The 14,433-nt window shown below is 71.9% G+C and carries 7 protein-coding genes and 1 pseudogene; 6 read left to right on the top strand and 2 right to left on the bottom strand.

What is annotated here, in order from left to right:
* Positions 1 to 77: 77 nt before the first annotated feature.
* A complete protein-coding gene (locus AB0I18_RS17060) occupies positions 78 to 1,226 on the bottom strand; it encodes a serine hydrolase domain-containing protein (RefSeq protein WP_363106280.1) in 1,149 nt (382 codons plus the stop codon).
* 233 nt (positions 1,227 to 1,459) lie between these two features.
* On the opposite strand from AB0I18_RS17060, the gene AB0I18_RS17055 reads away from it, so the two are divergent.
* The 5 genes and pseudogenes from AB0I18_RS17055 (at position 1,460) to AB0I18_RS17035 (ending at position 12,065) form a co-directional block, all read left to right on the top strand.
* Positions 1,460 to 3,622: a serine/threonine-protein kinase gene (locus AB0I18_RS17055; protein WP_363106356.1), complete on the top strand. Its 2,163-nt coding sequence runs from the start codon at positions 1,460 to 1,462 to the stop codon at positions 3,620 to 3,622.
* 154 nt (positions 3,623 to 3,776) lie between these two features.
* Positions 3,777 to 6,674, top strand: a complete 2,898-nt coding sequence (locus AB0I18_RS17050) for a protein kinase (RefSeq protein ID WP_363106279.1) — start codon at positions 3,777 to 3,779, stop codon at positions 6,672 to 6,674.
* Between the two features lie 161 nt (positions 6,675 to 6,835).
* The gene (locus tag AB0I18_RS17045; protein WP_363106278.1) at positions 6,836 to 8,806 is read left to right on the top strand and encodes a protein kinase; all 1,971 of its coding nucleotides are present in this window, start codon (positions 6,836 to 6,838) and stop codon (positions 8,804 to 8,806) included.
* Between the two features lie 156 nt (positions 8,807 to 8,962).
* Positions 8,963 to 10,234 (top strand): annotated as a pseudogene (locus AB0I18_RS17040) (serine/threonine-protein kinase); the annotation flags it as partial.
* A 121-nt stretch (positions 10,235 to 10,355) separates the two neighbouring features.
* Entirely contained in the window at positions 10,356 to 12,065 is a 1,710-nt protein-coding gene (locus AB0I18_RS17035) for a serine/threonine-protein kinase (RefSeq protein ID WP_363106277.1), read from the top strand.
* A 97-nt stretch (positions 12,066 to 12,162) separates the two neighbouring features.
* Here AB0I18_RS17035 and AB0I18_RS17030 read toward each other — a convergent pair whose 3' ends face one another.
* A complete protein-coding gene (locus tag AB0I18_RS17030) occupies positions 12,163 to 13,005 on the bottom strand; it encodes a hypothetical protein (protein WP_363106276.1) in 843 nt (280 codons plus the stop codon).
* A 156-nt stretch (positions 13,006 to 13,161) separates the two neighbouring features.
* Here AB0I18_RS17030 and AB0I18_RS17025 point away from each other — a divergent pair.
* Positions 13,162 to 14,433, top strand: a 1,272-nt coding sequence (locus AB0I18_RS17025) for a diacylglycerol kinase family protein (protein WP_363106275.1), incomplete at its 3' end; no start/stop codon positions are given.

Genomic DNA, 14,433 nt, shown 5'->3' with positions numbered 1-14,433 from the left:
GCGAAGGCTCGTGGTCCGAGTTGATGTCACTCGAACGAGTGTCCTGGCCTGGGATCTTTCTTCGGAACCCGGCCGTTCTACGAGGTGCGGGGGCAGAACTCGGCGGCGAGCAGGGCGGGTTCGAGGTCGGGGTCTGCCGTCGCGTCCGTGTTCACGCGGAAGGTGAGGACCCGACGGCCGTCGGGGGTGGCTGCGGTCCGGACGTAGCTGCCGGCGATGCGGCCGTTGTGTCCCCACACCGTGGTGCCGCACGGGAGTTTCACGGGATAGAGGCCCATGCCGTACGAGCCGTGTGCGGTGCGGGTGTCGAGCATCTCGCGCAGTTGGCGGGGCGGCAGCAGGTCGCCGCCGAGCAGGGCCGCGTAGAAGCGGTTCAGGTCGGCGAGCGTGGTGACCAGTTCGCCCGCCGCGCCGGCCACGCGCGGGTCCAGATCGGTGACGTCGGAGCCGTCGGCGGCGTACGCGCGGCCGTGCGGCTCGGGCAGCGAGCGGCGGGAGCCAGGGAAGGAGGTGCCTGTAAGACGAAGGGGAGTGATGAGGCGACGCATGGCCTCGGCGGCGTACGAGCGGCCGGTGACCTGCTCGACGATCATGCCGAGCAGTACGTAGTTGGTGTTGGAGTAGGCGAAGAGGCCGCGTGGGGCCGGGATGGGGGTCCCCCCGGTCGAGCGAAGTCGAGACTGGGGGAGGGTGAGTGCGATGCGTACGGCCTGAACAGGCGTGAGCGGGACTGAGCCCCGGGTGACGGCGGTGAAGTCGGCGAGGCCGCTGGTGTGGGTGAGCAGGGCGCGCAGGGTCAGGGCGCGACCGTCGGTGCCCGCGCCGCGCACCAGGCCCGGCAGGTGGGAGTCCACCGAGTCGGACAGGAACAGGCGGTGCTCGGCGGCCAGTTGCAGCACGACGGCCGCGATGAACGTCTTGGTGATGCTGCCGGCCCGGAAGCGGTCGGTGGGGCGGATGGCGTCGGCGGGGGCGGGGGCGGCGGTGCCCGACGCGGCGTCAGGCCTGGTGGCCGCTTCGGCTTCGGCTTCGGGTTCCGCGTGGGCGAAGCGCGAGACCGATCCCTCGTGGGCCAGCAGGGCGGCGGCCGGTGCCTTGCCACGGCCGACGAACCGGCTGAGGACGGTGTCCGACGGTGGCGGGCCGGCAGCCACCGAGCCGGTCGGGGCCAGGCCGAGGAGGGCCAGGGACACAGGAAGTGCCAGTAGCGTCCTCAGGGGTGGCATCGGGTTCCTTCCTCGTCGCCGCTCATCATCGGGGACGGCCCGGGCCGGGCGACGGGCGGGGCCCGGGCGAGCGATGGGGCCCGTATGAGAGGTGGCTCGGGTGTGGATGCTCCCGGTGCCGGCGATGGCTCGAATGCGGGGTACTCCTCGATTGAGAGGCACCCTGGGCGCCGGGCGGTGCCGGGGTGGGTGACAATGGAGGCTCTGTCAGGGCGGGTTGCATGAGGGGACGCATGTCGGAGGCGGAGCGGGGCGGGGCATCCCGTCAGGACAAGAGCGAACGTCTCCTCGCCGGGCGGTACCGGCTGGGAGAAGTCCTCGGCCGCGGCGGCATGGGCACGGTCTGGCGGGCCAAGGACGAGACGCTGGGTCGTACGGTCGCCGTCAAGGAGCTGAGGTTCCCGTCGAGCATCGACGAGGAAGAGAAGCGACGGCTGATCACCCGGACGTTGCGCGAGGCCAAGGCGATCGCGCGGATCCGGAACAACGGCGCGGTGACGGTCTTCGACGTGGTCGACGAGGACAACCGGCCGTGGATCGTGATGGAACTTGTCGAGGGCAAGTCGCTCGCCGAGGCGATCCGTGAGGACGGGCTGCTCACGCCGAAGCGCGCGGCGGAGGTGGGTCTTGCCGTGCTCGACGTGCTGCGGTCGGCGCATCGTGAGGGCATCCTGCACCGGGACGTGAAGCCGTCGAACGTGCTCATCTCCGAGGACGGCCGGGTCGTGCTGACCGACTTCGGTATCGCGCAGGTCGAGGGCGACCCGTCCATCACCTCGACCGGCATGCTCGTCGGTGCGCCCTCGTACATCTCGCCGGAGCGGGCGCGTGGCCACAAGCCGGGGCCCGCGGCCGACCTGTGGTCGCTCGGCGGATTGCTGTACGCGTCGGTGGAGGGTGTGCCGCCGTACGACAGGGGTTCCGCCATAGCGACGCTCACCGCGGTGATGACGGAGCCGGTGGAGCAGCCGAAGAACGCCGGGCCGCTGGAGAACGTGATCTACGGGCTGCTCGTCAAGGACCCCGAGCAGCGGCTCGACGAGGCCGGGGCGCGGGCGATGCTCACCGAGGTGATCCACGCGCCCGAGCCCAAGGAGGACGAGCCGGAGCCGGTGGACGCGACGAAGGTCGTGCCGCTGCCGGACATTCCTTCGGACATCCCTTCCGGGAAGGGGAGTTCGGGCGGTAGGTCCGGGGTCGGGAGCAAGACCGGGAGCAAGAAGGGCGAGGAGGCCGGGGAGCGGCTGCGTGGGGCGTTGCGCTCCGTGCGGAAGGGCAGGGGTGCCGGGGCGGCGGCGGGAGCTGCCGCGGTGGCCACTCCGGGGAAGAAGACGGACCGGACGGCGGAGGAAACGGGCGGTAAGGGCAAGGCGGCTGCGGCCGCGACCACTCCCACTGCTTCTCCCGCTGCTCCTCCCACTGCCTCGCCTGCCACCACCCCTCCTCCGGCTGCTGCTTCTCCTGCCGCGGGGTCCGCTTCTGCGGGGTCCGCTTCTGTCGGGACGGGAGAGCCCGCTGCGGCGAAGACCCGGGACACCGCCGCTTCCGGGGCGAACTCCAGTGCGGTGGGCGGGGCTTCGGGGGGTGCTGGGGGTGCACCCGTGCGAACCGGTGCGCCCAGGGCGTCGCTCACGGATGTGGTGCCCCGGCGGACGCTGATGATCATTGCGGTGGCCGTCGTCCTGGCCGTGCTGGGCACGATCCTCGCCGTCACGTTGAGTGGCGGGGGCGATGACGGGTCGCAGGACAACAAGAACGGCGACGACAAGTCGGTGTCCAGCGGAGCGACCGCGGGGAACGACACCAAGCAGGACGAGGACAGCGGTACGAAGACGGACAGCGGTGAGAAGACGGACTCGGCCGGCGGGGGCGCGACCCCGGAGAACTCGCCCAGCGCGAGCCCGAGCGTAAGTGCGTCGAGCAGCCCGGACGACGAGTCCGGCTCGGGTTCGGGCTCGGGCGACGGCACCGTGACGACGTACAGGAGCGGGCAGGGGTTCACGATCGGGCTGCCGAAGGGGTGGAAGTTCCAGTCCACGAGCGCGGCCGGGGACCGGTTCGCCGGCCCGGACGGGCAGAAGCTGCTGGTCGGTTGGACCACGACGCCCAAGGACGACCCGGTGGCGGACTGGAAGAACCAGGAGCGGGCCATGCGGCGGTCGCAGTACCAGCGGATCCGAATAGAGCAGGTGGACTACCGCGGCTGGAACACGGCCGACTGGGAGTTCACCTATGTGGAGGGTGGGACGAAGTACCGGTCGATAGACCGCGGACTCGTCGTCGACAGCAGCCTGGGATATGGGCTCATGTACACCGCGAAGGCCTCGAAATGGGACAGCGGGCTTCGTAAAGACACGTGGCAGACGCTGACGAAGTCGTTCCAACCGAAGTCCTGAGGGGCATGGGACTCCTGAGATCTCGCATCTCCTGACTGCGGCTTGCCTCCGGCACGTATCGTGAATGGTTGCGGACCGTACGCAGGCACATCTGTAGCCACAACGGGACGCATGGCGAACGGAATTGACCAACCGGGCGGCCGGGGGAGGCATCGTGGACGACTATGCGGGACGGGTGCTCGCCGACCGTTACCGTCTGCCGCTGCCGCCGTCGGACGAGTACGAACTCGCCGAGACCCGGGCCTTCGACACCTACAGCGGACAGGAAGTCCTGGTCCGGCAGGTGCCGTTGCCCGAGGTGGTCGAGGCGGAGGTGCTCGACGCGGACGGGTTGCCCGACGGGTTCGTGGCGCGGGACGCCGGTGTGCGGCGGCCGTCCGCGCGGACCACGCGGCGGCCCACGGAACCCGCGGTGCGACGGGCGATCGAGGCCGCGCAGGCCGCGGCCCAGATTCCCGACCATCCCCGGCTCGACCAGGTCTTCGACGTGTTCGCCGAGGGCGGGTCGCTGTGGATAGTGAGTGAGCTGGTGTCCGCGCGGCCACTGGCGGCGCTGCTCGCGGACCGGCCGCTGAGTCCGTACCGGGCCGCCGAGGTGGCCGCCGACGTGCTGACCGCGCTGCGGGTGCTGCACGCGCACGGCTGGGTGCACCGGAACATCACCGCGCGCACGGTGCTCGTCTGTGACGACGGGCGCGTGATGCTCACGGGGCTTGCCGCCGGGGCCGCGGAGGAGGCGCTGTGCGGGTATGACCCGGTGCCGCCTGCCGAGGGTGAGGGCGAGAGCGGGAGTGAGGCGCAGAGGCCAGGGGCGGCCGGGGCGGTCGCTGGTTCGGTGGGTCCGCCCTCCGGGCAGTACCGCCCGGCCGGATCGACCGGTCCGGCGGGTCCGACAGGCCAACCAGGTCCGGGCTCAGGTGGTGTATCCGGGGCGCGTGTTGGCGGCGATGGTGGCAGGGCCGCGGTCGAGGCGGTGCGTGGGGGCGGCGCGGGTTCGCCGCTGCCTGTCGCGCAGGCTTCGCAGGCGTCGGCTGCCGGACAGCGGGCGTTGGAGCCCGGCGGTGATGTACGGGCCGCGCGGGCCGGGGCCATCGCGGCCTACCGCGCGGGCGCGCGAGCCGCGGCCCGCGTGCAGGAAGAGCAGCGGGGCGGACAGAGCGCGGCCCTGCCCGCCCCGCGGTCACGGCCCGCCGGGAGCGATGGCCCGGGCGCGCAGACCCCCGGGGTCGGACTGGAGCACACTCCGCCACCCGGACAGATCGCCGATCCGTACGGGGTGGGGCGACCGGGTTCCTGGCATGGGGCGGCACCGCGCGGTGCCGCCCCCGTAGCGGGCGGGAACGGTCAGAACCAGCCTTCCGCGCTTCCCGGCGGCGGTACTCCCGGGGGCGGCAACGGCGGTGGCGTACCGGGCAGCGGCGGCGACGCCACCGGGTTCCACGGGAACGGAATCGGCATGCCCCGCGCCGGGAACGGCAACGGCACCGCGGCCCGGCAGTACGCGGGCCCCGCTCAGGCCTTGGGCACCGGAGCAGGCGTTCAGGGACAGGGATACGGAACCGGCGCCCCGGCGACCGGAGCAGGAACCCAGCCGTCAGGACTCGGCGCCCAGGGCGGTCCCGGCTTCCCGGGAAGCGGCGTACCGGCAGGCGGCGGGGCCGGGCACCGGCCCGACCAGGCCACCGGTCGCGACCAGGCCACCGGTGAAGGCGCCGGCCAGTGGAGCGACCTCGCCCCCGCACCCGCCGGTCACCGAGGCCCCGCCACCGCGCTGGCGGCCGAGCGGGCGCGGCAGGCGCGGATGGCCGTCGTGGGCCCCGTCACCGAGCGGTGGGCGCCCGAGCAGGCCGGGCCCGTGCACGAGAACTGGCAGCTGGCCGCGCCGATCGGCCCGGCCACCGATCTGTGGGCGTTGGGTGCCCTGCTCTTCCGGGCCGTGCAGGGGCATGCGCCGTACCCGGAGGAGAGCACCGCCGAGCTCGTGCAGCTGGTGTGCGCGGAGCCGCCCGCGTACGCGGAGGAGTGCGGGCCGCTCCGGCCGGTCGTGGAGTCGCTGCTGCGCCAGGACCCCACCGAGCGGCTGGACTTCGAGGAGTTGCGCGGCTGGCTGCGGTCGCTGGTGCGGTCGGCGCCCGAGCCGGAGGCGGGGACGTACGTCGTGGCGGCGCCGCCCGTGGATCCCAAGCGGCTGCCCGTCGTACGCCGCCGGGGCGAGCTCGTCCGCAGGCGGCGCGCCGGGCTGCCCGACCGGCACGGCCGCCACAAGCGGGGCCGACCGGAGAAGAAGCAGGCCAAGCCCCGTCGGCTCGGCCGCACCCTGCTTCTGCTGATTCTCCTCGTCCTGGCCGCGGCCGTCGCGTACGCCATGGCCTTCATGCCCAAGGCCGAGACGGACGGTGAGCGGACCGGTGCCGCGGGGGACGTCGTCAGCCCCGCCCCCAGCCACTCCTCGGACGCCGACGCGGGGACCGGCACGGGCACGGACGGGAACGCGGGCACGGATCCGAAGGACGAGAAGTCACCGGACAAGGGCAGCAGCCCTACGAACAGCCCTACCAAGTCGTCCAGTTCCACGACCCAGACCACGGGTCCCGAGCTCCCGCAGGGCTTCACCCTGCGCAAGGACGCCGAGGGCTTCAGCGTGGCGGTCGCCAACGGCTGGGACCGGACCGGGAAGAACGGCCGCGGCCAAGTCGTCTACTCCCAGGGCAACTTCGAGCTGCTGGTGGTGCCCGGCCGGGACAGCACCAGCGAGTACGGCAGCGACCCGATGACGTACCAGCGCGAGGACGAGCGCGAGTTGCAGCCGTTCCGCGACTCGACCTGGGCCACGTCCAGCGGGATGCGGCGGATAGACGTGGGCGGACGGGTCATGGCCGAGGGTCAGTTCACCTGGCAGGACTCGGGCGGGCGCGAGGTCTTCGTACGCAATCTCGCGATCATCGTCGACGGGCGCTACCACGTGGTGCAGGTGCTCGGACCGGAGGCGGAGCGGGACGAGGTGTCGCGGCTGTACGAGCAGGCGTCGGCGACCTATCAGGTCACCGGTTGACCCCGCTCGGTAGTTGACGCCCGGTCATCCGGAGGCGGCGGCTCGTTCACGTACGGACCAACCGTCACAGTGCTGTCTCCGTAGGGCCCCGCCGGTTCCCTGGGCGCAGGCCGGTCCTTAGTCTGACCCTGTCAAGACCATTGCGGGGAAACGTGAATCAGATGCAGGGCCTGCTTCTGGCGGGGCGCTACCGGCTCGTCGACGCCATCGGCAGCGGTGGCATGGGCCGGGTGTGGCGCGCGCACGACGAGGTGCTGCACCGCGCCGTCGCGATCAAAGAGCTGACGGCCGCGCTGTACGTGTCCGAGAGCGAACAGACCATCCTCCTCGCCCGCACCCGGTCGGAGGCGCGCGCGGCCGCCCGGATCAACCATTCGGCCGTCGTCACCGTGCACGACGTACTGGAGCACGACAACCGTCCGTGGATCGTGATGGAGCTGGTCGAGGGGCACTCGCTCGCCGACGCGGTCAAGGAGGCGGGGCGTATCGAGCCCCGGGAGGCGGCCCGGATCGGACTGTGGGTGCTGCGCGCGCTGCGGGCCGCGCACTCCGCCGGAGTACTGCACCGCGACATCAAGCCCGGCAACGTACTCCTCGCCGACGACCGGCGCGTCCTGCTCACCGACTTCGGGATCGCACAGGTCGAGGGCGACACGACGATCACGCGCACCGGCGAGATCGTCGGCTCGGTCGACTATCTGGCGCCGGAGCGCGTACGCGGCCACGATCCGGGCCCGTCCGCCGATCTGTGGGCGCTCGGCGCGACGCTCTACACGGCGGTCGAGGGGCGGTCGCCGTTCCGGCGGACCACACCGCTGACCACCATGCAGGCCGTGGTCGGCGAGGAGCCCGCCGAGCTCCGTAACGCGGGTCCGCTCGCACCCGTCATCACCGCGCTGCTGCGCAAGGATCCCGCCGAGCGGCCCGGGGCGGAGGAGGCCGAGCAGATGCTCGCCGAGGCCGCGGAGGGGCGGGCGCCGAGCTCGGCGCAGGCCTATGTGCCGACGACTCAGCAGGTGGTCGACGGACCGGGCGCCCAGGAAGCCTCGGGTGCTTTCGGGAACCTGGGGCCCCAGGGCGCTCCCGGGACTCAGGGTGCTCCCGGGACCCAAGGGTCTGCCGGGGCCGGGACCCAAGGGGCTGCCGGGCCCCAGGGTGCTCATGGGACCCCGGGCATTCACGGGCCCCAAGGCACCCACGGCTCTCATGGCACCCATGGCACCCATGGTGCTCAAGGAGCTCAGGGCGCCTATGGGGCACACGGCACGCAAATCGGCCAGGGAGCCCCGGCCGTCGGGCAAGGGGCCCAAGGTGGCTACGGCCCTTCTGACATGTACGGCCCTCCCGATGCCTACGGTGCTCACGACACCTACGGCGCCAGCGGTGCCCACGGCGCTCACGACACCTACGGTGCCAACGGCCGGCCGGTGCCGGACCCGGCCGGTGCCACCGTGCACCAGCAGTCGGCGGCCGGTACGCGGAAGCGCCGCCGAGGCCGTACCGTCGCCCTCGTCGTGGCCCTGGCCGCCCTCGTCGGTGGCGGTGGCGCCGCGGCGATGATGTACGCGGACGGCTGGATGACCGAAACATCGTCCTCGTCCTCCCCGTCCTCCCCGTCCTCCTCGGCCCCGACGAAGGGCGGGCAGGGGAACCAGACCGGGCCGGACGCCGTCCCCGACGGCTGGAAACGCGTCAACGACGTCCAGGGTTTCAGCCTCGCCCTGCCCAAGGGCTGGAAGCGGCAGGTCGTCGAGGGACAGCAGGTCGACTACACGCCCGACAACGGCGAGCACTTCGTCCGCATCGCCATGGACGACTCCCCGGACTTCGACAGCCCCGACGCACATCTGCTCGACCTGGAACAGCAGTTGGCGCGGCTGAGGGACTACCGGCGGGTCAGCCTGGAGTCCAACACCTTCCGCGACCGCCCGGGCGCGCTGTGGGACTTCACCTGGACCGCGCTGCCGAAGGACACGAAGTTCCCCGGCCCGCGCCGGGCCATCGAGCAGGCGTATCTCAGCCGCGACGGCGTCGAGTACGTGATCTACATGTCGGCGCCCGCGACGGACTGGGCGACCGCCCGGGAGCGCTTCGACGCGATCCTGCGCAGCTGGCGGCCGCCGGCCCGGTGACCGGCCCGATGACCGGTCCGGTGAAACCCCGGCGACCGTCCCGCGTCAGCACAGTGGCGACCGGGGCGGCTGCGTACTCGCCGCGTACGTCGCTTGTCGGCCACCCCGGCCGCAGCACCCCGGAGGGGTTCCGTCCGGTGCGGCATGATGAGACGTATGGGGACCGAGGGGGAGAACGTCCGGGTCATAGCGGGCCGTTACCGGCTGGAGGCCAGGCTCGGCCGGGGCGGCATGGGCGTCGTGTGGCGGGCCACGGACCAACTCCTCGGCCGGCAGGTCGCGGTCAAGGAACTCGCCCTCGACGCCTCGCTGACGGCGGAGGAGTCCCGGCTCCAGCGTGAGCGCACACTGCGTGAGGCACGCGCGGTCGCGCAGTTGAGCCATCCGCACATCATCGTCGTGCACGACGTCGTCGAGCAGGACGAACGCCCGTACATCGTCATGGAGTTGATCGGCGGCGGCTCGCTCGCCGAGCGGATCTCGCGGCGCGGGCCCGTCGACGCGGCCGAGGCGGCCCGGATGGGGATCGACCTCCTCGGCGCGCTGCGCAGGGCGCACGGCGCGGGCGTTCTGCACCGCGACCTGAAGCCCGCGAACGTCCTCCTCACCGACGAGGGCCGCGTCGTGCTCACCGACTTCGGGATCGCGCAGGTCGCGGGCGCCACGACGCTCACCGAGAGCGGGTCGTTCGTCGGGTCGCCCGAGTACACGGCGCCCGAGCGGATGTCCGGGGTCAGGACCGGCCCCGAGTCGGACCTGTGGTCGCTCGGCGCGCTGCTCTGCACGGCCCTGAGCGGCGAATCGCCGTTCAGGCGGGACTCGTTGGGCGGAATCCTGCACGCGGTGGTGGTCGACGAGATACGTCCGCCCGCCGCTGCCGCCCCGCTGCTTCCCGTCGTACGAGGCCTTCTTGAGCGTGATCCGGAACGGCGGCTCGACGCGGTGGAGGCCGAGCGGCTGCTGCGGGCGTTCCTCGAAACGGGCCGTACGCCGCCCGTGGCGCCCGGGTACACGCCGACGCGGCGGCACGTGCCGAGACGGGAGTCGGCGAGACGGGAGCCGGTGTTCTCGCCGGCCCGCCCGATGCCTTCGACGTCTTCGATGCCACCGACGTCATCGACGCGACCGGCCTATGGGCCGCTGCGGCCGAGAACCTCCTTATCGTCCATGCGCAACGTGCTGATCGCGGCAACGCTCGTCGCCGCGATGGCCGTGGCGGGCGTGTCGGCGGCCGCCCTGCTGATGAACGACGACGGGAGCGACGGGCCCACGCCGCCCCCGAGTTCCGAGTCCCGTACGACCTCCGCGACGACGAGCCCGTCGGTGAGCCCCGGGCCCACGGTCACCGTCACCCGCACCCCGAGCCCGTCCCCGCCGCCCGCCACCACCGGCACCGCGCCCTACGGGTACCGCCTCACCCAGGACCCCGGGACCGCGCACGCCGGATGAACTCATAAAAGGAACATAAGGAACGTCGTGAGTCACGGGTCTGTGACCGGAAAGCGTCTGGGGTGGTACCCCGAGCCGTTGCCGCGATAGGGATGGACCCATGAGCAGCAGCGGGGGATCCCCTTACGGGCCGGACGAGCCAACGAGTTTTGGTCTGCAACCGCCCCAGCCTGGTGGCGTCGCCCCCGGCGTTCCGTACCCGGGGAATCCGTACGCGGCACCCACCCAGGTCGTCCCCGAGCGGCAAGTGCCGCAGGCGCAGCAGGTGCCGCCGTCGAACCAAGGGCCGCAGGCGCCGCAGGACCCGGGTGCCGGGCGGCTCATCGCCGGCCGCTACCGGCTGCTCGCCAAGCTGGGCCACGGCGGCATGGGGACCGTATGGCGGGCGAAGGACGAGACGGTGGACCGGGAGGTCGCCGTCAAGGAGCCCCGCCTGCCGGACCATCTTCCCGAGCGCGAACGCGACAACGCCTTCGAGCGGATGCGCCGCGAGGCACGTGCCGCGGCCCGGCTCGACCACCCGTCGGTCGTGAACGTGCACGATGTGGCGGTCGTGGACGGCCGGCCGTGGATCGTGATGGAGCTGGTGCGGGGGCGTTCGCTCGGTGCGGCGTTGCAGGAGGGCACGATCGGGGTGCGTGAGGCGGCGAGAATCGGCCTCGACGTCCTGGGCGCGCTGGAGGCCGCCCACGCGGCCGGCATCCTGCACCGCGACGTCAAGCCCGACAACGTGCTCCTTGGCAGCAACGACCGGGTCGTCCTCACCGACTTCGGCATCGCCCAGATCGAGGGCGAGACGAACCTGACCGACACCGGCGGCTTCGTCGGCTCGCCCGAATTCATCGCGCCGGAACGGGTGTTGGGCCAGCGGCCGGGGCCGGCCTCGGACCTCTGGTCGCTGGGCGTGGTCCTGTACGCGGCCACGGAGGGCGTGTCGCCGTTCCGCCGCACCAACACGCCCGCGACGCTCCAGTCCGTCCTCAACGCCACGCCGGCCGCGCCCAACACGGCCCAGGGCCCGCTCGGCGACGCCATCAACGGCCTCCTGAACAAGGACCCGGCGGGCCGCCCGAACGCCGCGCAGGTCCGCCGACTTCTGGAACAGGCAGCCGAGCCGCCCCGGCCGGCGTCGGTCCAGCCCACCCAGGTCGTCCAGTTCGCGGGTCCGGCCGGCAGGTCGATCCGGATCGGCCGCAAGGCGTGGATCGGCATCGGTGCGGCGCTGGTCGTGGCGGTGGTGGCGTCGGCGTTTCTGGCGCTCGGCGACCCGTTCGCGGGGCCGCTCCCGGACGACTGGAAGACGCGGGACGTGAAGGCCCTGGGCGCGACGATGGCCGTACCCGACGGCTATCAGAAGTCGGTGCCCGAGAAGGACGCCGCCGAGGACGAACACTGGGTCCAGTACACCGACTTGAGCGGTGCCGTCTGGATCAGTCTGACCCTGGACAAGAAGGCCGAGGACACCGCCGACGGGATCGCCGAGACGGCGTCGGCCGAGATGTACGAGGACAACGACACGTACAAGAAGAGCGGTGCCTACGGCCTGGGCATGGCCGCCGAACCCGTTCCCAGGAGCGACCCCCGGGACACCAAGTACAAGGAGCGCAAGGCCGCCCGGAACACCGTCGTCTACTCGACCACGGACACCGACAACCCGCGTCCCCGCGAGATCCAGGTCCTCTACTACAAGACCGAGGCCGGCGACATGTACAAGCTCATGATCGGCTATCCGGGCAGGGGCGACTTCACCGAGCGCGGTCGTGAGGTCGCGAAGACCGCCATCGCGAACCTGGACATCAGCAAACTGTGAACACGTGCGAGGGCGGACCGGAGAACCGGGCCCGCCCTCGCGACAAGCGCACTCAATCCAGAATCAGGAACAGGTCAGGAGCAGATCAGGAGCAGGCTCAGCCGAGCTTGGCGGTCTGGGCCTTGATGATGGCGGGCGGCACGTTGTAGGCGCCGGTCTTGGCGTCGTCGGCGAGGGCCGCGAGGCTGATCGCGTAGTACGTGGCGACCGTGTTCCCGTGCCGCACGACCTCGGCGTGCACGGTGGGCGAGCCACCGTCCTCGGCGTCGGCCGTCGCCGCGAACGCCAGCGACTCGTCGCCGCTCCCGGAGGCCTTCTCCGCCTCGATCTTCGTGAACTTCTGGGGCTCCTTGCCCGCCGAGATCGTGAACCCGCCGCCGCAGCCCTCCAGCGCAGCGGAGACCGAGGACATGGTCTCCTCGGCGCCGTCACCCTCGTAGGAGGAGAGCGAGACGATGGTCATCGTCAGACCGAGCGAGTCGGTGATCGAGCCCAGCGCCTCCTCCATCTCCTCCTCGGTCATGTCGTCCATGTTCTTGGTGGGGGACGCGCTCGGCTTGGCCGTCGGGTCCTCCTGGACCATGCGGTTCACGTACGCGGTCGAGTCGCCGGGCGCGAACCCGGTGAGGACGTACGCGAGGGGCGCGCACTTCTCGTCGACGACCTTGAGCTCCTCCTTGGAGGAGGCGAACGCGTCGGACTGGTCGGCCGGGCCGACCTTGTAGCCCTTGACGTCGGCCGACGCGACGATCAGCTTCTCCAACTCGCTGTCGCTGAGGGTCTTCGCTGCCGCGGCAGGCTCCTTGGTGCCGGCCTTGTCGCCCGAGCCGGCGTCCGACGCGGAGTCGGAACCGCTGTCCGAGCAGCCGGTTATGAGGGCGAGCGAGAGGGCCGACACGACTGCTGCGACGCCGGTGCGCGACAGCGCGGATCTCTTCATTATTCGAATGTTCCTTCGGTGGAGATGAGGTGAAAGGTGGAGTCTGTGGTGAGGTCAAGGAAACGTCAAGTCCGTTCCGGGAACGGCATACTGCTGCCCTGACGGAGAACAGGAACGGCAGCGGCGGACCCTTCCCCGCAGAGGGAGGCGACGGGCGTGGGCCTGGATCTCGACGGGCGGGCGCATGCCCGGCAGCGGTGGGCGGCGCGCAGCGCCCTGACGGCCGCCGGTCTCGCCGTCCTGCTGCCGCTCGCGTACGCCGGGGCAGGGAGTCTGCTCCTGGTGGTGGTCGGAGTGTTCGGCACGGCGGTGACCGTGGCCGCCCTGTGGTGGGTGCTGACCCGCAGGGGACCGGCCCGGGGCGCGGCCGGGGCGCTGGCCTTCGCGGCACCGGTCGCCGTGGTCGGTATCTTCGCCACCGCGAACCTGTTGTGGGTCGCCTTCGTGTCCCTGGGCCTGTGGGGCTTCGCGGTCTGGGCGGGGAAGTTCGCGCTCAGCAGCACGAAGTCGCATGTCGTGCGCGTGCCCGAGTTCCGGACTCCCGCCCCTGCCAGCCCCTTTCTCATCATGAATCCGCGGTCCGGGGGCGGAAAGGTCGAGCGGTTCGGGCTGAAGGAGAAGGCGGAGCGGCTCGGAGCGCGCGTCCATCTCCTCGACCCGGACCATGTGGAGGACGTCACCGTGCTGGCCCGGCGCGCCGTCGCGGGCGGGGCGGATCTGCTCGGGGTGGCGGGCGGTGACGGCACGCAGGCCCTCGTCGCCGCCGTCGCGGCGGAGCACGGGCTGCCGTTCCTCGTCGTCTCCGCCGGGACCCGGAACCACTTCGCGATGGACCTCGGGCTCGACCGGGACGACCCCGCCGGCTGCCTCGACGCGCTCACCGACGGAGTCGAACTCCGCGTCGACCTCGGCTTCGCCGACGGTCACCCCTTCGTCAACAACGCCTCGTTCGGGGCGTACGCGGCGGTCGTGCAGAGCCCCGAGTACCGGGACGACAAGGTGCGTACGACGCTGGAGCTGCTGCCCGAACTGCTCACGCACCAGCGCGGACCGCGCTTGACCGCCCGGATCGGGGAGGCCGGTGAGACCGGGAAGGCCGGTGAGACCGGAGGGGCGGCCGTCATCGACGCGCCCCAGGCTCTGCTCGTCAGCAACAACCCCTACCGCATGGACGATCCGGCGGGGCTCGGGTACCGCGAGCGGCTGGAGTCCGGTGTGCTGGGCGTCCTCGGCGTCAAGGTGGGGAGCGCCGCCGAGGCCGCGGGCCTGCTGCTGGGGCGGAACTCCACCGGGCTCACGGTGCTGACGGCCCGCGAGGTGGTCGTCGACGCCGACCGCCCGGAGACCAAGAAGGTCATAGCTTCGGCAGCGCTCCTGTTCGCTGCCTTGGCAATGACGCCCAGCACGGCTAACGCCGCCCTGAACCAG

Source organism: Streptomyces sp. NPDC050704 (assembly GCF_040654355.1).
Classification (GTDB): domain Bacteria; phylum Actinomycetota; class Actinomycetes; order Streptomycetales; family Streptomycetaceae; genus Streptomyces.
This window is presented reverse-complemented; position numbering and strand designations above follow the sequence as displayed.